This is a genomic window from Roseateles sp. Mitsp63 (assembly GCF_059491535.1).
Window position 1 is genome coordinate 5,335,134 of sequence record NZ_CP168509.1, and the last position, 18,333, is coordinate 5,353,466.

Here is an 18,333-nt window from a genome sequence, read left to right on the forward strand (position 1 = left end):
GGCGACGACGCGAAAGTCGGATGAAACTCGGATACAAAACCGCCCTCGGAAAGAACAGGAGAAGACCGTGTCCGTGATCGCCGTCGTCGGGTTGGGATATGTGGGATTGCCGCTGGTGGTCGAGTTCGGCAAGCACGGCCGCACGATCGGCTTCGACATCGCCGTGGACAAGGTCGCGAAGTGCCGCGCCGGCACGGACCCCTCGCGCGAGTTGAGCGACGAGGAAGTCCGCGCCGCCATCCACGCCGAGTATCACAGCGACCCGGCCTGCCTGGCCGAGGCCGACGTCATCATCGTGGCCGTGCCCACGCCGGTCGACGAGGCCCACATCCCCGACTTCCGGCCGCTGATCGGCTCCTCCACCAGCGTCGGCCGGCACATGAAGCGCGGCGCGATCGTGGTCTATGAATCGACGGTCTATCCCGGCGCGACCGAGGAGGTCTGCATCCCGGTGCTGGAGCGCGAATCGGGCCTGAAGTGGAAGCAGGACTTCTTCGTCGGCTACAGCCCCGAGCGCATCAACCCGGGCGACAAGGACCACACGCTGACGAAGATCCTCAAGATCGTCTCCGGCGACACGCCCCAGACGCTGGACGCCGTCGCCAGGACCTACGAGAAGATCATCGTCCCGGGCGTGCACCGCGCCTCGAGCATCAAGACGGCCGAGGCGGCCAAGGTGATCGAGAACACGCAGCGCGACCTGAACATCGCGCTGATGAACGAGCTGGCGATCATCTTCGAGCGCCTGGGCCTGGACACCTCCGAGGTGCTGGAGGCGGCGGGCACCAAGTGGAACTTCCTGAAGTTCAAGCCGGGCCTGGTCGGCGGCCACTGCATCGGCGTGGACCCGTACTACCTGACCCACAAGGCCGACATGCTCGGCTACCACCCGCAGGTCATCCTGGCGGGCCGGCGCATCAACGACGGCATGGGCAAGTTCATCGCCGAACAGACCATCAAGCAGATGATCGCGGCGGGCAGCCACGTCAAGGGCGCCAAGGTCAACGTGCTGGGCCTGACCTTCAAGGAGGACTGCGGCGACCTGCGCAACTCCAAGGTGATCGACATCATCCATGAGCTGCAGAGCTACGGCGTGGAGGTCTGCGTCACCGATCCGGCGGCCGAGGCCGAGGAGGCGATGCAAGAATACGGCGTCAAGCTGCATGCCTTCGAGGATCTGCCGCGCGCCGACGCCATCGTCGCGGCGGTGGCCCATCGCGAGTACAAGGCGCTGAGCGCCGCCGAGCTCGCCGTCAAGCTGGTGGACGGCGGCGCCTTCATCGACGTGAAGGCCGCCTTCAACGGCGACAGTCTCCGCGCCGCCGGCCTGAGGGTCTGGCGGTTGTAATCAAACCGCGTCGCGGACCCGCGGGGGAGCGACGCCATCACGTTTCAGGGAAGTTCCATGACGATCCTCGTCACCGGCGGTGCCGGATTCATCGGCAGCAATTTCGTGCTCGACTGGTTCAAGTCCTCGGACGAGCCGGTCGTCAACCTCGACGCCCTGACCTACGCGGGCAACCTCGAGAACCTGGCCTCGCTGAAGGACGACGCGCGCCACGTCTTCGTCCAGGGCGACATCTGCGACCGCGCGCTGATCGACCAGCTGCTGGCCACCCACCGCCCGCGCGCCATCGTCCACTTCGCCGCCGAGTCGCACGTCGACCGCTCCATCCACGGCCCCGGCGCCTTCATGCGCACCAACGTCGAAGGCACGTTCACGCTGCTCGAGGCGGCGCGCGCCTACTGGACCGCGCTCGAGGGCGAGGCCAAGGCCGCGTTCCGCTTCCACCACGTCTCCACCGACGAGGTCTACGGCTCGCTGAAGGCCGAGGATCCGCCCTTCGCCGAGACGAATCCGTACGAGCCCAACAGCCCCTACTCCGCGTCCAAGGCCGCCAGCGACCACCTGGTGCGCGCCTGGCACCACACCTACGGCCTGCCGGTGGTCACCACCAACTGCAGCAACAACTACGGCCCGTATCACTTCCCCGAGAAGCTGATCCCGCTGATGATCGTCAACGCCCTCGCCGGCAAGCCGCTGCCCGTCTATGGCGACGGCCAGCAGATCCGCGACTGGCTCTACGTCACCGACCACTGCTCGGGCATCCGCGCGGTGCTGGCCGGCGGCGCGCTGGGCGAGACCTACAACATCGGCGGCTGGAACGAGAAGGCCAACATCGACATCGTGAAGACGGTGTGCGCGCTGCTCGACGAGCTGCGGCCCGATCCGGCCGGCCCCTACGCGCGGCTGATCACCTACGTCACGGACCGCCCCGGCCACGACCGCCGCTACGCGATCGACGCGCGCAAGATCGAGCGCGAGCTGGGCTGGCGTCCCGCCGAGACCTTCGAGACCGGCATCCGCAAGACGGTGCAGTGGTACCTCTCGAACGAGGACTGGGTCGCGCGCGTGCAGTCCGGCGCGTATCGCGACTGGGTGTCCAAGCAGTACGGCGCCTGAGCGCACGCGGGAGACATCGGCATGAAGATCCTGCTGCTCGGCAAGAACGGCCAGCTCGGCTGGGAACTGCAACGCGCGCTGGCCCCGCTGGGCGAGCTGGTCGCGCTGGACCGCCGCGAGGGCGGCGACCTCGGTGACAGCGAGGCGCTGCGCGCGACGCTGCGCCGCGTCGCGCCGGACGTCATCGTCAACGCGGCCGCCTACACCGCCGTCGACAAGGCCGAGAGCGAGCCCGAGGCGGCGCGCCAGATCAACGCGCTGGCCACCGGCGTGCTGGCCGAGGAGGCCAGGGCCCGGGGCGCGCTGCTGGTGCATTACTCGACCGATTACGTCTTCGATGGCGCCGGCCAGGACTGGCGCTTCGAGGACGCGCCCACCGGACCGCTCAGCGTCTACGGCCGGACCAAGCTCGAGGGCGAGCAGTTGATCGCCGCGGCCGGCGCCGACGCGCTGGTGCTGCGCACCAGCTGGGTCTACGCGGCGCGCGGCGGCAACTTCGCCCGGACCATGCTGCGCCTGGCCTCGGAGCGGGAGCAGCTGAAGGTGGTCGCCGACCAGATCGGCGCGCCCACCGGCGCGGACCTGCTGGCCGACGTCAGCGCGCACATGATCCGCGCGGCGCTGAAGGACCGCGCGCTGTGTGGCACCTACCATGCCGTCGCGAGCGGCGAGACCAGCTGGCATGCCTATGCCCGCCACGTGCTGACGCGCGCGCGGGACAAGGGCGTGGCGCTGAAGGTCCAGCCCGAGCAGGTGGAAGCGCTGGCCAGCAGCGCCTACCCGACGCCGGCGCCGCGGCCGCTGAACTCGCGCCTGGACAACCACAAGCTGCAGGACCGTTTCGGCCTGGTGCTGCCGCATTGGCAGACCGGCGTGGACCGGCTGCTCGACGAGATCCTGTGAAGGGAAACAGCACGATGGGCAACGACACCCGCAAGGGCATCATCCTCGCCGGCGGCTCCGGCACCCGGCTGCACCCGGCCACGCTGGCGATCAGCAAGCAGCTGCTGCCGGTCTACGACAAGCCGATGGTCTATTACCCGCTCAGCACGCTGATGCTGGCCGGCATGCGCGACATCCTGCTGATCAGCACGCCCCAGGACCTGCCGCGCTTCGAGGCGCTGCTGGGCGATGGCTCGCGCTGGGGCATCAACCTGCAGTACTGCGTGCAACCCAGTCCGGACGGCCTGGCGCAGGCCTTCGTCCTGGGCAGGGACTTCATCGGCGGCGCGCCCAGCGCGCTGGTGCTGGGCGACAACATCTTCTACGGCCACGACTTCGCCGGCCTGCTGGACAGCGCCGACGCGCAGACCGATGGCGCGACGGTCTTCGCGTACCACGTGCATGACCCCGAGCGCTACGGCGTCGTCGAGTTCGACAGCGGCCAGCGCGCCATCAGCATCGAGGAAAAGCCCAAGGCGCCCAAGAGCCATTACGCGGTGACCGGGCTGTACTTCTACGACCGGCAGGTCTGCGACATCGCCGCCGACATCAAGCCCAGCCCGCGCGGCGAGCTCGAGATCACCGACGTCAATGCCCACTACCTGGCGCAGCAGCAGCTGCGCGTCGAGATCATGGGCCGCGGCTACGCGTGGCTGGACACCGGCACGCACGACAGCCTGCTCGAGGCGGGCCAGTTCATCGCGACGCTGGAGAAGCGCCAGGGCCTGAAGGTCGCCTGCCCGGAGGAGATCGCCTTCCGCAAGGGCTGGATCACGGCGGGAGAGCTCGAGAAGCTCGCGCAGCCCATGCTCAAGAACGGATATGGCCAGTACCTGATGCAGGTCCTCAAGGAGAAGGTGTTCTGATGAATGTGATCCCGACGGCGCTGCCCGAAGTGCTGATCATCGAGCCGAAGGTCTTCGGCGATGCGCGCGGCTTCTTCATGGAGAGCTGGACCGAGCCCAAGTTCAACGCGGCCTGCGGGTACGACGTGAGGTTCGTCCAGGACAACCATTCGCGCTCCGCCAAGGGCGTGCTGCGCGGGCTGCATTTCCAGCTGCCGCCGCATGCGCAGGGCAAGCTGGTGCGCTGCACCAGCGGCGCGGTGTTCGACGTCGCCGTCGACATGCGCCGCTCCAGCCCCAACTTCGGCAAGTGGGCCGGCGTCGAGCTCAGCGGCGAGAACCATCGCCAGCTCTGGATCCCGCCGGGCTTCGCCCACGGCTTCCTGGTGCTGAGCGACACGGCCGACTTCCTCTACAAGACCACCGGCCTCTACGCGCCGCAGGCCGAGGGCTCGGTGCGCTGGGACGATCCCGCCGTCGGCATCGACTGGCCGGCGCTGGACGTCGAGTTCAAGCTGGCGGAGAAGGACGCCAAGGCGCCCCTGCTCGCCGACGCGAAGTCCTTCGACTGAGCCTCTCGCCGCCGCTCATGCCCGCGCCGCTGCTGCACCTGATCGCCGGCGCGCGGCCGAACTTCATGAAGCTCGCGCCGCTGGTGCGGGCGCTGCGCGCGGACGGCCGGCTGGCGTGGAAGCTGATCCACACCGGCCAGCACCACGACGCGGCGATGAGCGGCGTGTTCTTCGACGAGCTGGGCCTGCCCCCGCCGGACGTCTCGTTGGAGTGCCACGGCGGCGGTCACGCGCAGCTGACGGCCAGGATCATGCAGGCCTATGAGCCGCACGTGATCGCCGACCGGCCCGCCGCCTGCGTGGTCGTCGGCGACGTCGATTCGACGCTGGCCTGCGCGCTGACGGCGCGCAAGCTGGGCGTGCCGGTCGCGCATGTCGAGGCCGGCCTGCGCAGCGGCGACATGACGATGCCGGAGGAGATCAACCGCCGCGCCACCGATGCGATCGCCGACTGGCTGTTCGCCACCGAGCCCAGCGCCGCGGCCCACCTGCGCCGCGAGGGTCATCCGGACACCCGCATCGACGAGGTCGGCCATGTGATGGTCGACAACCTGCTGTTCCAGATCGGCCGGCTCGAGGCCGGCGACGCGGACGCGCGCGCGGCCCAGGCCGCCGCGCACGGCGCGCTCGAGGCGGCGGGCGCGGCTGATGCGGCGGCCCTCCTCGCCGGCCGGTTTGGCGTCGTCACGCTGCACCGGCCCGCCAACGTCGACGAGCCGGCGCAACTCGCCGCGCTGATGGGCGCGCTGCGCGCGCTCGCCGCCCGGCTGCCGCTGCTCTTCCCGGTGCATCCGCGCACCCGGGCGCGCCTGGATGCGCTCGGACTGGCGCCGGCGCCGGGCCTGCACCTGCTGCCGCCGCTGCCCTACCGGCCCTTCCTGGCCCTGTGGCGCCATGCCACGCTGGTCCTCACCGACAGCGGCGGGCTGCAGGAGGAGACGACCGCGCTCGGCATTCCCTGCCTGACGGTGCGCGACAACACCGAGCGTCCGGTCACGGTCGAGCTCGGCACCAACCAGATCGCCGGCACCGACCCGGCGCGCGTGCTCGCGCTGGCGCGGCAGCGCCTGGACGAGCTGGAGGCCGCCCGCGGCCAACGGCAGCCGGTGCGCCGTCCGCCGATGTGGGATGGCCACGCCGCCGCCCGCATCGTGGCCCGGCTGGCCGACGACCTGCTCCTCTGACTTGCTCCCGATCGAAAGCGGTGACCCGGCGTCCCGCCGGATCCGCCGCTGAAGCCGCTTACTGCGTGTCCAGCGCCGGGAAGCCCTTGACCAGGTCGTCGATCGCCTTGACCTGCTGCAGGAAGGGCTTGAGCTGCGACAGCCGCAGCGCGCTGGGCCCGTCGCACAGCGCCTGCTCCGGCGCGGGATGGGCCTCGAGGAACAGGCCCGCCAGGCCCACCGCCATGCCGGCGCGGGCCAGCTCGGTCACCTGGCCGCGGCGGCCGCCCGAGGCGGCGGCGCCGGACTCGCGCTGCTGCAGCGCATGGGTCACGTCGAAGATCACCGGCTTGCCGCCGCTGACCTGCTTCATCACGCCGAAGCCCAGCATGTCCACGACCAGGTTGTCGTAGCCGAACTGCGCGCCGCGGTCGCACAGCATCACGTTCGGATTGCCGCCTTCCTCGAACTTCTCGACGATGTTCTTCATCTGCGGCGGGCTGACGAACTGCGGCTTCTTGATGTTGATCACGCGGCCGGTCCTGGCCAGCGCGATCACCAGGTCGGTCTGGCGCGCCAGGAAGGCCGGCAGCTGCAGCACGTCGCAGACGGCGGCGACCTCGGCGGCCTGGAAGGGCTCGTGCACGTCGGTCAGGACGGCCACGCCATGGGCCTTCTTGACCGCCTCGAAGATCTTCAGCCCGGCATCCAGCCCGGGGCCGCGGTAGCTCTTGATCGAGGAGCGGTTGGCCTTGTCGAACGAGGCCTTGAAGACGTAGGGGATGCCCAGTTCCCGCGTCACCCGCAGGTATTCGCCGCACACGTCGACGGCGAACTGCTCCGACTCCAGCACGTTGACGCCGCCGAACAGCACGAACGGCTTGGCGTTGTCGACCACGATGTCATTGATCTTGACCATCTCGTCTTCTTTCCCCTCTGGCGAAGGCGGGCAGTATCCCACAGCGCCCCCGGCGCGCCCGGGGGCGTCCCCAGGCCCCGGCGGGGGCCTTGTCGGGGATTCGCCGACATTCCCCTCAGCGGACTGCCTTCCGCATTTTCGTGCGATGTCCGGGTTTGGAATCCGAATATCGAACCGGAATATGTCGGCGCCCTTCGCCGAGTATGTAACGGAAGGCAATAACCCCCTGATCCGAGACATCCAGCGGGTTGTCAATCCTCGACCTGGATGTTTCAAACGGTACGGTCCCGCGAGCGCCCAATATTCCCGGAATTCGACTCCAGCGGCCCGCCTCTCCTCTGGAAAAACGGCCATCACCCTCCGCATACTGAGTCATGGCCGCAACACCTGCCCAGGCAAGGGCGAATGAAGCGGCACATATCCGGGGTGCCAACATCCAGTAACAAGAGTCCAGCCCGACACCGGTTCCAGCCGGGTCGGCGTGCAAGAAGAAGAGATACCGGCATTAACTCGTCAACGCGTTCCCACGCATTTCAGCAGTTCGAAATCCTCATGACGACTTACTCTTCTTCCCGCTTTGGAATCTCCGCCGGCCTGAGCGCCTGCGCCCTGGCCGCCGTGCTGCTGGCCGGTTGCGGCGGCGGCGGTGGCGGCACGGCGGCGGTGGCCGCCGGCGCGCTGTCGCTGGAGACGCCTCCGACCGCCGCCTCGGCGCCGGTCTCGATCGCGGCCGTGCCCTCGGCGCCCGCCAGCCAGGCCGTGGCGGGCGTCTCCGCGCTGGCCACCGACGCGGTCGCCCGCCCGGCCGCCGCGGCCTTCTGCTCGTCCGGCGACTTCGGCACCTTCCAGCGCCCGTTCAGCCCGGATTCGCCGTGGAACAGCCGCCCGGTCGGCCCGGTGCTGGGCACCGCGACGGTCCCGACCTCGACCTACTACCCGTCCGTGGACAGCGGCACCTGGTCCAGCGCGGCCTTCGAGGCGGCCGACACCGACGCGCCGATGGTCGTCACCGGCGTCAACACGCAAGGCGTGTGGGACCCGGACAGCGAGGTCTACCGCCCCAGCATCACCATCCCGCACTGGCCCGCCGCGACCCAGCCCGCCACCGGCAACGACGGCCATGCGGAGATCGTCGACACCGCCGCCGGCATCGTCCATTCGTTCTGGGGCCTCAAGCAGGTCAACGGCGCCTGGGTGACGGTGCAGTACGCCTGGACGCCGCTGTCCGGCCGCGGCGTGGGCGACCCGTCCCACTACTACCAGGGCGCGCGCTCGGCGGGCGTGTCCACGCTCGGCGGCCTGATCCGCATCCATGAAGCCAACGACGGCGCCGCCCTGTACAACCATGCGCTGGCCATGTCGCTGGACTTCAACGGCCTGAGCAACAGCCCGACCTACCGTTTCCCGGCCACCTCGGCCGACTCCAACGCCGCCACCGCCAACAGCGGCCAGATCCCGATGGGCTCGCTGCTGATGCTGCCGTCGACCTTCGACGCGCAGGCGCTGGCCACGCCGGAGCTGCGCAAGATCGCCGAGACGCTGAAGAAGTACGGCGCCTATGTCGTCGACCGCAACAACGGCACGCCCTTCGTGATCTATGTGGAGATCGGCGCCGACCTCAAGCTGCACCGCAACGGCTGGAGCGCCAGCACCGCCACCGACCTGGACACGATCCGCGCCGCGCTGCGGCCGCTGGAGAGCGCCGCCTGGTGGGTGGACGGCAACAACAAGAACAGCACGACGGTGACCAGCACCGCGATGAACCTGCTGTCGATGCGGGGCGCCTGGTGGCGCACCAAGGGCACCGTGAGCGGTGAGTTCGACACCTGGCGCCAGGCGCTGGTGTTCCCGGCCACGACGACGTTGATCGAGCAGGCCAATGCGACCGGCCGCGCGGTGAACCCGGTGACCTGGGCCACGCCCGTGGCTGGCGAGTCCTACCGCCTGTCAGTCGCCGGCACCGGCGGCGCCACCTTCCGCATGACGATCGCCGACCGCTCGACCGGTGCCACCGTCTACGACAGCGGCTACCTGGCCGACGGCCAGTCGGTCACCTTCGCCTGGCCCAGCGTGACCGGCTTCAAGGTCACGACCTGGGGACGCAGCGGCATCGCCGGCCAGGAATCGACGCTGCGTCCGACGCTGGTCAAGACCGGCGGCGGCGTGACGGCGGGAAGCGTCTGCGCGTCCTGACCGCCCCGCCATCGGCTCAAGGCGCCTTGCGGGTGCCGCGGCCGATGGCGTGGTGCTCGATGCCCAGCGTCCGCATCAGCGCCGGCTCGTACAGGTTGCGGCCGTCGAAGATCACCGGCTGCTTGAGCTCCGCCTTGATGCGATCGAAGTCCGGCGTGCGGAACTCCTTCCACTCGGTCACGATGACCAGGGCGTCGGAGTCCGCCAGCGCATGCTCCGCGCGCTCGCAGAAGCTCACGCCCGGCACCTGCGCCAGCAGGCGGTTCGCCTCGCTCATCGCGACCGGGTCATAGGCCGCGATCGCCGCGCCGCGCCGGACCAGCTCCTCGATGATCACCAGCGACGGCGCCTCGCGCATGTCGTCGGTGTTGGGCTTGAAGGCCAGGCCCCACAGCGCGAAGCGCTTGCCCGACAGGTCCGCGCCGAAGCGCGCGACGATCTTGTCCACCAGCACCAGCTTCTGGCGGTCGTTGGCCTCCTCGACGGCATTCAGCACGAACAGCGCCTGGTCGTGCTCGCGGCCGGTGCGCACCAGCGCCTTCACGTCCTTGGGGAAGCACGAGCCGCCGTAGCCGGCGCCCGCGTACAGGAACTGGTAGCCGATGCGCGGATCGGAGCCGATGCCGCGGCGCACCAGCTCGATGTCGGCGCCGACCTTCTCGGCCAGCAGCGCCAGCTCGTTCATGAAGCTGATGCGCGTGGCCAGCATCGCGTTGGCGGCGTACTTGGTGAACTCGGCGCTGCGCACGTCCATCACGAACAGGCGGTCGTGGCTGCGCGTGAACGGCGCGTACAGCGCGCGCATCATCAGCGTGGCCTGCTCGTCATCGGAACCGACGACGATGCGATCGGGCTTCATGAAGTCCTCGATCGCCGCGCCCTCCTTCAGGAACTCGGGGTTGGACACCACCGCGAAGCCGACCTGCGTGTCGCGCCGGGCCAGTTCCTCGGCGATGGCCGCGCTGACCTTGTCGGCCGTGCCCACCGGCACCGTGCTCTTGTCGACGATGACCTTGTAGTCGGTCATGCGCTGGCCGATCGAACGCGCCGCCGCCAGCACGTACTGCAGGTCGGCCGAGCCATCCTCGCCCGGCGGCGTGCCCACCGCGATGAACAGGATGGTGCCGTGATTGACGGCCAGATCCACGTCGGTGGTGAACTGCAGGCGGCCGGCGGCCACGTTGCGCTTGACCACCGCGTCCAGGCCGGGCTCGTGGATCGGAATGCCGCCGTCGTTGAGGATGCGGATCTTCTCCGCGTTCACATCCAGGCAGACCACGTGGTTGCCCATCTCGGCCAGGCAGGCGCCGGTGACCAGGCCCACGTAGCCGGTGCCGATCGTTGTGACTTTCATTCAAATACTCCTGGTTGAATTCCGGTTGAATCTGGCGGGAGAGGCCCGCGTGGCGCGCCCCTCCCGGGTCTCATGGCGGGAGGCTCACTGCTTGTAGTACTCGCGGTACCAGGCGACGAAGCGGCGGATGCCTTCGGGCACCGGCATCGCCGGGCGGAAGCCGGTCCACTGGGCCAGTTCCTCGACATCGGCATGCGTCGCCGGCACGTCGCCGTCCTGCAGCGGCAGGAACTCCTTGATGGCCTCGCGGCCCACGGCCTGCTCGATCGCGGCGATGAAGTCCATCAGCGGGATCGGCGCATGGTTGCCGATGTTGAAGACGCGGTAGGGGGCGTTCGAGCGCGCCGGATCGGCCAGCGCCGGGTCGTAGTCCGGATCGGCGGCGGCGGTGCGGTCGAGCACGCGCACGACGCCTTCGGCGATGTCGTCGATGTAGGTGAAGTCGCGGATCATCCGGCCGTGGTTGAACACCTGGATGGGCTGGCCCGCGAGGATCGCCTTCGTGAACAGGAACAGCGCCATGTCCGGCCGCCCCCAGGGCCCGTACACGGTGAAGAAGCGCAGGCCCGTCGTCGGCAGGCCGAACAGATGGCTGTAGGTGTGGGCCATCAGCTCGTTGGCCTTCTTCGTCGCGGCGTACAGGCTGACCGGATGGTCCACGCCGTGATGCTCGCTGAAGGGCATCAGCGTGTTGCCGCCGTAGACGCTGGAGCTCGACGCGTAGGCCAGGTGCTGCACGCCGTGGTGGCGGCAGCCTTCGAGGATGTTGGTGAATCCGACGATGTTGGATTCGATGTACGCATGCGGATTGACCAGCGAGTAGCGCACGCCGGCCTGCGCGGCCAGGTGCACGACGCGGTCGACCTTGTGCTTGGCGAACAGGTCGGCCATGCCCTGGCGATCGGCGACATCCAGCTGGACGAACTCGAAGCCGTCCTTGCCCGCGAGCCGCGCCAGACGGTCGTGCTTGAGCCGCGGATCGTAGTAGTCGTTGAGGTTGTCCAGGCCGACCACCCGGTCGCCCCGCGCCAGGAGGAGCTGGCTGACATGCATGCCGATGAAGCCGGCGGCGCCGGTGACGAGGACTTTCAAGCGCACTCCCGCGGTTCGGTGGACGGAACGGTCAACATTCTCCATGACTCCCTGCGGCGGACCGGTGCCGGTCCCCCGCTCACGGGGGGTTCATCCGCGCAGCCGCCCCAGCACGCCCTTGACCAGCGTCTTGGCGGCGACCTCCAGCCGCTCGCCCCGCGTGGCCGCATCGGCCTGGCGCAGCATCGCGGCCACCTCGTCCCTGGACATCAGCGGATAGAGCGCCTCGCGGCTCAGGCCGTCCACGTCCTCCTGCTGGCCGTTCCAGTGCCGGATCGGGAAGCGGTAGAAGCGGTAGCGCGGATCGTCCAGCGGCAGCAGGTCCACGTCGGGCCGCTGCGCCGGGTTCAGCAGGCCCAGCACCGGGACGTGGATGGTCTGGGCGTCCGACAGCCAGGTGGCCAGCCACGCGAAGGAGCTGACGCTGGTGACCACGTGCCGCGCGCTGCGCAGCCGCTCGAAGTCCGCCAGCACGCCCTGGCTGCGCACGACGCGCGCGTCCGGCATCGCCTCGATCAGCAGGCGCGAGTACCAGTCGTCCTCGATCTGGCCGAACAGCACCGGCCGCAGGCCGGTCTCGCGCGCCAGCTGGCGGTAGTAGGCCGGCGGCACCGGACCGTAGTCCGGATGGCACTGGCCGAGGATCTCGGCGCCGCGCACGCTGATCAGCAGCTCGTCGGCGCCGTGGCGCTCCACCTGCGCCTGTCCGGCCGGGAACAGGCTCTGGTAGGCCGATGGCGGCAGGTAGTTGGCCATGCGCGAGCCGATGCCCACCAGCTTCATGTCACGCAGCAGCCCGGCCTTGACCAGCGACGCCACGCCGTGGATGTCGATCAGGTGGCCGCGCAGCTCCACCGGCTTGACGCGCGCGGCCGGCTCCTCGCCGCCCTTGAGACCCCACAGCGGCATGTCGTGGCCGACGATCTCCAGCCCGGGGATCTTGCTGCGCAGCGTGTGGCCCAGCATCAGCTGCATCATCTGGTTGCCCAGGTTGCCGGTGGGTTGGATGCGGAAGGTCACCGCGCTCATCTTGCGTGCTCCAGGGGAATCGCCGGAGGAGGCCGGCGGCCGTCGATCAAGCTCTGCAGAGTTCGGCATAGAGGGCCTCGTAGGTGTTGCCGATGGCGGCCATGCCGAAGTCCTGCCGCGCGCTTTCCGCCAGCGCGGCCGACGAGGCCGGCGTGCGCTGCGCCAGCAGGCGCAGGCACAGGCGCGCGAATTCCTCCGGATCCCGCGACGGGGTGTTCACCGCGTCCGGACGCTCGCCGACGATCCAGCCGGTGATCTCGGGAATGTCCATCACCGCGACGGCCAGGCCGGCGCACATCGCCTCGACGATGGCGGTGCCGAAGCCTTCCTGGCGCGAGCAGAACGCGAACAGGTCGACCGCGCGCAGGATGTCGTGGATGTCGTCGCGGCGGCCCAGGAAGCGCACGCCGTCGATGCCGCGTTCCTTCATGAACTGCTGCAGCTGGACGTGGAACGGGTTGGTGTCGTCGTTGCCCGGGCCGATGATCAGCAGCACCGCGCCGGGCCGCTCGCGGCGGATGGTCTCGAAGGCGGCGATCAGCAGGTCGTAGCCCTTGCGGTGCTCCACCGCGCCGATCGTGGCCAGCACCGGCACGTCATCCGGGATGTCGAGGGCGCGGCGCGCCTTCGCCACCTCATCGGGCATCGGCAGGTAGTAGCGGTCGGTTTCGACGCCGTTGGCGACCAGCAGCACGCGCTCGGGCGCCACGCCGACGCTGCAGGCCATGCGTTTGAGGCTGGGCGAGATCGCGATGTAGCGGTGCACCGAGCCCAGGCAGGCGCGGTACAGCTTGCCCATCAGCCGGCGCCGCGTCAGCGTGGCGGGGTCGTCCGACTCGGCCAGCGTCAGCTTGACGATGGTCTTGCGGCCCAGCCACTTCAGGAGGGGCATCGCCAGCAGCTCCGGCCCCTGCACCGAATGGAAGTGGAAGACGCGGAACTTCGGATGCGCCAGCGCGAACAGCACGATGCGCAGCGTCCAGATCAGCTTGCGCAGGTTGGAGCGCGCGGCGGTGAAGGTGCGGCGGCGGTAGAGGTCGAAGGACTCGTGGCGCAGGTCGGCGTCGGGCCCGTCGCCGTTGTCGGCCAGGAAGGCGACCTCGCAGCCGCGCGTCTGCAGCTCCGCGCCCAGGCGCAGCGCCTGCACGATCGCACCGCCGAATTCGGGCGGGAAGGTGAAGCACACCATCAGGATCGCGCCGTGCGCGGCCGACGCGGTGGCCTGGGATTCGGTGGTCAAGGAAGCGCTCATCGGTGTCGTTTCATCAAGCGCTTCATGAAGCGCGGGACAGCTTGCTACGGAACAGGGCCCTCACCGAGGCCATCTTCTGCGGCGCCAGCACGGCCATGACGCCGAGATAACAGGCGGCGAACAGCGCGTACTGCGCGGCCAGGCGCCACAGCCCCTCGTGGCCGCCCGGGACCGCGGGGCCGAAGATCCAGCGGTCGCCGCCCCACACCAGCACGCCCGCGGCCAGCGCGGCCAGCACCTGGTGGCCGATCGCGCGCAGGAGCTGCGGCAGGCCGGCCTCGAGCAGCCGCAGCACCGCGGTCATCGTCAGCAGCAGGTTGAGCACCGTCGCGATCAGGTAGGCCTGCGTCAGGCCCGTCACGCCGTAATGGATGCCGATGGCGAAGGACGCGACCTGCAGCACCGAGCCGATCACGCCGTAGCGCAGCATCAGGCCGGCGTGGCCGGTGGCGAGGAAGGCGCTGCCCGAGGTGCTCAGCACCGACTGGATGAACCCGGTCGGCGCGAGCCAGGCGAGCAGCGTCTGGGCGCCGGCCCACTTGGCGCCGAAGACCACGGCCACCGTCGGATCGCGGAAGAACCACAGCGCGGCCATCACCGGCGCGGTGCCGAAGGTGATGACGCCGAGCGAGCGCAGGTAGACATCGGCCATCTGGCCCTTGCCGCCCTGCTGGTGCGCCTGCGTCAGCAGCGGGAACACCGCGCGGGCCACCACGTGGCTGATGTTCTGCACCGGGAACAGCATCAGCCGGTAGGCCACGCTGTACAGGCCCAGCACCGCCGAGCCCAGCACCTTGCCGATGATGAAGCTGTCGGCATTGCGGGCGAAGTAGTTGACGAACTGGAAGGCCGACACGTTGCCGCTGTAGCGCGAGATCTCGCGCAAGCCGTCCCAGCGCGGGCGCCAGCCGGGACGCCAGTCCGACATCGCCCAGAGCATCGCGCCCTGCACCGCCGCCGCGACCAGCGTCTGCGCCACCAGCGCGTACACGCCCCAGCCCGCCAGCGCGGCGGCCACCGCCGCCAGCAGCGCCAGCACCACCGCGACGCTCTCCACCGCGGCGATGCGCTTGAACTGCGAGGCCCGCTCCAGCAGCGACTGGTGCACGATGCTGCTGCACGCCACCGGGAAGGACAGCGCCATCAGGCACAGCACCGGCACCAGCGCGGGCGCGTCGTAGAAGTGCGCGACCGCCGGGGACGCGGCCATCAGCGTCAGGCAGATCAGCCCGCCCAGCGCCATGTTGAGCCAGAACACCGAGGCCTTCAGCCCGTCGGTCAGCGTCTCGCGCTGGATCAGCGCCGAGCCGGTGCCGAAGTCGCGGAACAGCATCGCGAAGTTGGTGAAGATCGCCGCGATCGCCAGCAGGCCGTAGTCCGACGGCGACAGCAGCCGCGCCAGCAGCGTCACGCTGGCGATCTGCGAGCCGATGCGGGCCAGCTGCGAGAAGGCCGCCCACTTGATGTTGTTGAGGATGGACACGCGCGCGTTCCAGGTGATCGGGCCGGGTCGGACCGGGAGCCGGCTCAGGCCGGCTCCTCCGCCATCTTGCGCAGGTCGGACGCGACGTAGGTCGCGGCCACCTGGCGGTCGTTGCCGCCGTTGAAGCTGTTGAAGTGCACCAGCCCCTGGTCATGCGTGCCGGGCAGGCCCTCGAAGTAGCGCGGCAGGCGGCCGAGCTGGCGCACCCGCAGGCCGGCGCGCAGCGCCATCGCGTGCAGCCAGATGTCGTCGGCCTTGGGGCAGCAGGCCTTGAAGGCGTCGCCCTGCGCATGCATGAAGTCCAGGAAGCGCGGCGGATAGATCACGCCGGAGACGCCGGTGGCGAAGTGGCGCCAGCGCGGCTCGCGGCTGCCGCACGGCGGCCAGTCGCGGTAGGGGCGGATGACCGCCCCGCCCTCGGTCCTGTCCTCGAGCGCCACCACGTGCGCGCGGTAGCAGCTGATCTGCTCGGGCGCGGCGCGATAGGCGTTCCACAGCCGGCGCAGCCACCAGCGCGGATAGACGATGTCGTCGTCCGCGGTCACCAGCGGCACCTCGTGGCGCGGCATCGACGCGACGTACGGGTAGTACTTCGTGTGCGGGCCGAGGTTGTCGGTGAGGTGCACTTCCAGCCCGCGCGCCTGCAGGCGGCGCAGGCCCTCGGGCAGGTCGTTGAAGCGGCGCGCGTCGTCCAGCCACAGGATCAGGCGCGAGGGCCTCAACTGCCCGCGGCCGATGCTCTCGATGGTCAGGTGCACCGTGTCGATGCGCGGGCCGTAGGTCGTCAGCGAGACCACCGGACCGCCCGGGGCCACGACGGACCGGGTGCTGGTGTCATTCAGGCGCTGCAAGGTCTTCACCTGCGCCGGCACGAGGCGCGGCGCGAGCTTGTAGACCAGCTTGCGGTGGATCTTCGAGATCAGCAGATCGATGTCCATGAACGGGAGACTCATCCTTTGGATCGACGGACGGCATCCGTTGCCGGGCGCACGCCTGTCAGGCGCAGCCGCACCAGGTCCATCGCCGCGCCCAGCCAGCGCTTGACCACCGGCTCGGCGTAGGTCACCACCAGCCAGCTCAGCAGCAGCACCACGGCGCTGGCCAGCAGCAGCGCCATCGCCGGCTCGATGCCCGCCCGCCGCATGAGGCCCATCGAGACGGCGCCGATGTTCTGGTGCACCAGGTACAGCGGGTAGGTCATCAGGCCCAGCACGCGCAGCAGGCTCACCAGCGGCTTGCTCGAACGCCAGGCCGCGTTGTGCCGGATGCCGAGCAGGATCACGGCCAGACTGATCAGCCAGATCGCCAGCGCGGGCCACCAGGGATAGGTGCGCGGACCGTTGGCATCGACGTTGGTCCAGAAGATCTGCACCACGCAGGCGGCGGCGGTCGCGGCCAGCGTCGCCCACGACGGCCGCTTCTGGCGGTCGATCAGCACGGCCCAGATGAAGATGCCGGCGGCGAAGAAGGCGCCATGCTTCACCAGCAGCAGCTCCAGCACGCGCTCCACCAGGTAGGGCAGCGTCTTGTGCAGCACTGCCAGCGCCGGCACCAGGCCGCTCTGGCCCAGGCTGTACGCGACCCAGTAGGCCAGGCAGATCCAGCCCAGCGCCGCGGCCAGCGTGCCGATCGCCTTCTCCCTGCCGCGCCAGATCAGCACGCCGACCGAGGCGTAGAAGAAGATCTCCACGCCCAGCGTCCAGAAGACGTTGTCGATCCACGGGTACCAGGGCATGAACAGCATGCTGTGGCGGTAGCCGCGCATCAGCTCGGTCGTGAATCCGCTGTAGTGCCACGCGAGCACGGCCAGCGTCAGCGTGGAGCACACCCAGGCCGCCGGCACCAGGCGCACCACGCGGCTGCGCAGGAAGGCATAGGGCGTGGCGCCGCGCGCCGAGTACGCGATCACGATGCCCGAGATCACGAAGAACACCTGCACGCCGATCCAGCCGTAGAACGACAGCCAGGGGATGAGCGGCTGCGGGAAGGTGCCGCCGCTGAGCTCGTAGGGGCGGCTGTCGGGCCGGTCGCCGATGCTGAAGGCCAGATGCGAGAACAGCACCAGCACCGCGGCGACGAAGCGCACCAGGTCGATCGCGATGACGTGCTGCTGCCGGGGATTGGCATGCTCGATCGGCTGAGGCCGTGGATCAGGCTGGGACATGGGGGTACCTCCGGAACGGGCGAGGGGCGGCGCTGGCATTTCAGGCTGACGAACGCGGGACGGCGGTCGCCGCGGCATACCGCCGCGCGCGCGCCAGGAACAGGGGATTGCCCAGCACGTAGCGCTTGAACAGGCGGCGCGGTTCGCGCGCCAGCCGGTACAGCCACTCGATGCCCAGGCGTCGCATCCAGGCCGGCGCGCGCGTCGCGCCGCCGCCGAGGAAATCGAGGATCGCGCCGCCGCACACGATCAGGCAGGGGCGGTCCAGCGCGGCGCGCAGCTGCTGCGCGACCTGCTCCTGCTTGGGCATGCCCATGCCCAGCACGATCAGGTCGGGCGCGAACGCGAGCGCCCGCTCGACATACGCCGCCGGCGCGCGGAAGCCGTCGAGCGCCTCGATGGCGGCGCCCGGCGCGAGTTCGCCGCGGATCTTCGCGGCCGCCGCGGACAGCTGCGGATCGCGCGTGCCCAGCAGCAGGATGCGGCGGCCGGCATGCCGCGCGACGATGCGCGGGATCAGGTCGGTGCCGTTCAGGTTCAAGCCCGGCGCGCGGCCCAGGCGGCCCATCAGCATCTTCATGCCGGAGCCGTCGCGCAGCACCCAGTCGGCCTCGGCGACCGCGGCGGCGAACCCGGCATCGGTCGCGGCCAAGTTCATCGCATGCGCGTTGACGAAGGCGACCACGCGCGGCCGTTGCACGCCGGCGAAATCGCGCAGCAGGCCGTCCTCGACGCCGCGTTCGTCGTCGACCACGGTGAGCGCGTCCAGGATGGCGCGCCAGCGGGCGATCCAGGCCGTGGTGGACGCGGCGTTCGCGCCGGCTGGCGCGTCGGGGGTCATGCGGGTGTCCGTCATGGTGC

General features: G+C 69.8%; 16 protein-coding genes. 7 read left to right on the plus strand and 9 right to left on the minus strand.

All coding sequences use genetic code 11. The annotated features are described in order from the left end of the window. Window positions 1-67: 67 nt before the first annotated feature. From ACEN96_RS23150 to wecB, 6 genes are read left to right on the plus strand one after another with little or no spacing between them, the layout of a single operon-like run. Window positions 68-1,348 (plus strand): nucleotide sugar dehydrogenase, encoded by a 1,281-nt coding sequence (locus tag ACEN96_RS23150; protein ID WP_495585378.1) that lies wholly within the window; start codon window positions 68-70, stop codon window positions 1,346-1,348. A gap of 57 nt (window positions 1,349-1,405) precedes the next feature. Next, complete coding sequence (gene rfbB / locus ACEN96_RS23155) at window positions 1,406-2,464, plus strand: dTDP-glucose 4,6-dehydratase (RefSeq protein WP_495585379.1); 1,059 nt, start codon at window positions 1,406-1,408, stop codon at window positions 2,462-2,464. Window positions 2,465-2,485: 21 nt separating this feature from the next. Next, window positions 2,486-3,367 carry a dTDP-4-dehydrorhamnose reductase gene (gene rfbD / locus ACEN96_RS23160; RefSeq protein WP_495585380.1) on the plus strand — a complete coding sequence of 294 codons (882 nt, stop codon included), beginning with the start codon at window positions 2,486-2,488 and terminating at the stop codon, window positions 3,365-3,367. A gap of 14 nt (window positions 3,368-3,381) precedes the next feature. Beyond that, entirely contained in the window at window positions 3,382-4,272 is an 891-nt protein-coding gene (gene rfbA, locus ACEN96_RS23165) for a glucose-1-phosphate thymidylyltransferase RfbA (protein WP_495585381.1), read from the plus strand. Then, a complete protein-coding gene (rfbC, locus tag ACEN96_RS23170; RefSeq protein WP_495585382.1) occupies window positions 4,272-4,823 on the plus strand; it encodes a dTDP-4-dehydrorhamnose 3,5-epimerase in 552 nt (183 codons plus the stop codon). The genes rfbA and rfbC overlap by 1 nt, the downstream gene beginning before the upstream one ends. Before the next feature lie 17 nt (window positions 4,824-4,840). Continuing rightward, window positions 4,841-6,007, plus strand: a complete 1,167-nt coding sequence (wecB, locus tag ACEN96_RS23175; RefSeq protein ID WP_495585383.1) for a non-hydrolyzing UDP-N-acetylglucosamine 2-epimerase — start codon at window positions 4,841-4,843, stop codon at window positions 6,005-6,007. A 58-nt stretch (window positions 6,008-6,065) separates the two neighbouring features. Here the strand turns inward: wecB and kdsA are convergent, their stop codons facing one another. Then, window positions 6,066-6,905 (minus strand): 3-deoxy-8-phosphooctulonate synthase, encoded by an 840-nt coding sequence (gene kdsA / locus ACEN96_RS23180; protein ID WP_495585384.1) that lies wholly within the window; start codon window positions 6,903-6,905, stop codon window positions 6,066-6,068. Window positions 6,906-7,457: 552 nt separating this feature from the next. Between kdsA and ACEN96_RS23185 the strand changes: the two genes are divergently transcribed. Next, complete coding sequence (locus ACEN96_RS23185) at window positions 7,458-9,098, plus strand: Atrophin-1 multi-domain protein (RefSeq protein WP_495585385.1); 1,641 nt, start codon at window positions 7,458-7,460, stop codon at window positions 9,096-9,098. A gap of 16 nt (window positions 9,099-9,114) precedes the next feature. On the opposite strand, the gene ACEN96_RS23190 is transcribed toward ACEN96_RS23185, so the two are convergent. The 8 genes from ACEN96_RS23190 to ACEN96_RS23225 all read right to left on the minus strand — a co-directional run bounded on the left by ACEN96_RS23190 (window position 9,115) and on the right by ACEN96_RS23225 (window position 18,328). Continuing rightward, window positions 9,115-10,452 carry a UDP-glucose dehydrogenase family protein gene (locus ACEN96_RS23190; protein ID WP_495585386.1) on the minus strand — a complete coding sequence of 446 codons (1,338 nt, stop codon included), beginning with the start codon at window positions 10,450-10,452 and terminating at the stop codon, window positions 9,115-9,117. An 84-nt stretch (window positions 10,453-10,536) separates the two neighbouring features. Then, window positions 10,537-11,544 carry an NAD-dependent epimerase gene (locus ACEN96_RS23195; protein ID WP_495585387.1) on the minus strand — a complete coding sequence of 336 codons (1,008 nt, stop codon included), beginning with the start codon at window positions 11,542-11,544 and terminating at the stop codon, window positions 10,537-10,539. A 90-nt stretch (window positions 11,545-11,634) separates the two neighbouring features. Then, window positions 11,635-12,573: an O-fucosyltransferase family protein gene (locus ACEN96_RS23200; RefSeq protein ID WP_495585388.1), complete on the minus strand. Its 939-nt coding sequence runs from the start codon at window positions 12,571-12,573 to the stop codon at window positions 11,635-11,637. Window positions 12,574-12,619: 46 nt separating this feature from the next. Beyond that, window positions 12,620-13,825, minus strand: a complete 1,206-nt coding sequence (locus ACEN96_RS23205; protein WP_495585389.1) for a glycosyltransferase family 4 protein — start codon at window positions 13,823-13,825, stop codon at window positions 12,620-12,622. 22 nt (window positions 13,826-13,847) lie between these two features. Further along, on the minus strand, window positions 13,848-15,308 hold the full coding sequence (locus ACEN96_RS23210) for a lipopolysaccharide biosynthesis protein (protein WP_495585390.1): 1,461 nt from the start codon (window positions 15,306-15,308) through the stop codon (window positions 13,848-13,850). 44 nt (window positions 15,309-15,352) lie between these two features. Next, on the minus strand, window positions 15,353-16,261 hold the full coding sequence (locus ACEN96_RS23215; protein ID WP_495585391.1) for a hypothetical protein: 909 nt from the start codon (window positions 16,259-16,261) through the stop codon (window positions 15,353-15,355). Further along, window positions 16,258-17,472: an acyltransferase family protein gene (locus ACEN96_RS23220; protein ID WP_495585392.1), complete on the minus strand. Its 1,215-nt coding sequence runs from the start codon at window positions 17,470-17,472 to the stop codon at window positions 16,258-16,260. The genes ACEN96_RS23215 and ACEN96_RS23220 overlap by 4 nt, the downstream gene beginning before the upstream one ends. Window positions 17,473-17,512: 40 nt before the next feature. Next, window positions 17,513-18,328, minus strand: coding sequence for a WecB/TagA/CpsF family glycosyltransferase (locus tag ACEN96_RS23225; protein WP_495585393.1), 816 nt, complete (start codon window positions 18,326-18,328; stop codon window positions 17,513-17,515). Window positions 18,329-18,333: the final 5 nt, after the last annotated feature.

Excerpts from the sequence above, each read along its gene's own strand:
- ACEN96_RS23185 (WP_495585385.1), top strand. The coding sequence starts at position 7,458 with ATGACGACTTACTCTTCTTCCCGCTTTGGAATCTCCGCCGGCCTGAGC.
- ACEN96_RS23190 (WP_495585386.1), bottom strand. The coding sequence starts at position 10,452 with ATGAAAGTCACAACGATCGGCACCGGCTACGTGGGCCTGGTCACCGGC.
- ACEN96_RS23220 (WP_495585392.1), bottom strand. The coding sequence starts at position 17,472 with ATGTCCCAGCCTGATCCACGGCCTCAGCCGATCGAGCATGCCAATCCC.
- ACEN96_RS23200 (WP_495585388.1), bottom strand. The coding sequence starts at position 12,573 with ATGAGCGCGGTGACCTTCCGCATCCAACCCACCGGCAACCTGGGCAAC.
- ACEN96_RS23215 (WP_495585391.1), bottom strand. The coding sequence starts at position 16,261 with ATGAGTCTCCCGTTCATGGACATCGATCTGCTGATCTCGAAGATCCAC.
- rfbA (WP_495585381.1), top strand. The coding sequence starts at position 3,382 with ATGGGCAACGACACCCGCAAGGGCATCATCCTCGCCGGCGGCTCCGGC.
- kdsA (WP_495585384.1), bottom strand. The coding sequence starts at position 6,905 with ATGGTCAAGATCAATGACATCGTGGTCGACAACGCCAAGCCGTTCGTG.
- rfbC (WP_495585382.1), top strand. The coding sequence starts at position 4,272 with ATGAATGTGATCCCGACGGCGCTGCCCGAAGTGCTGATCATCGAGCCG.
- rfbB (WP_495585379.1), top strand. The coding sequence starts at position 1,406 with ATGACGATCCTCGTCACCGGCGGTGCCGGATTCATCGGCAGCAATTTC.
- wecB (WP_495585383.1), top strand. The coding sequence starts at position 4,841 with ATGCCCGCGCCGCTGCTGCACCTGATCGCCGGCGCGCGGCCGAACTTC.
- rfbD (WP_495585380.1), top strand. The coding sequence starts at position 2,486 with ATGAAGATCCTGCTGCTCGGCAAGAACGGCCAGCTCGGCTGGGAACTG.
- ACEN96_RS23205 (WP_495585389.1), bottom strand. The coding sequence starts at position 13,825 with ATGAGCGCTTCCTTGACCACCGAATCCCAGGCCACCGCGTCGGCCGCG.
- ACEN96_RS23225 (WP_495585393.1), bottom strand. The coding sequence starts at position 18,328 with ATGACGGACACCCGCATGACCCCCGACGCGCCAGCCGGCGCGAACGCC.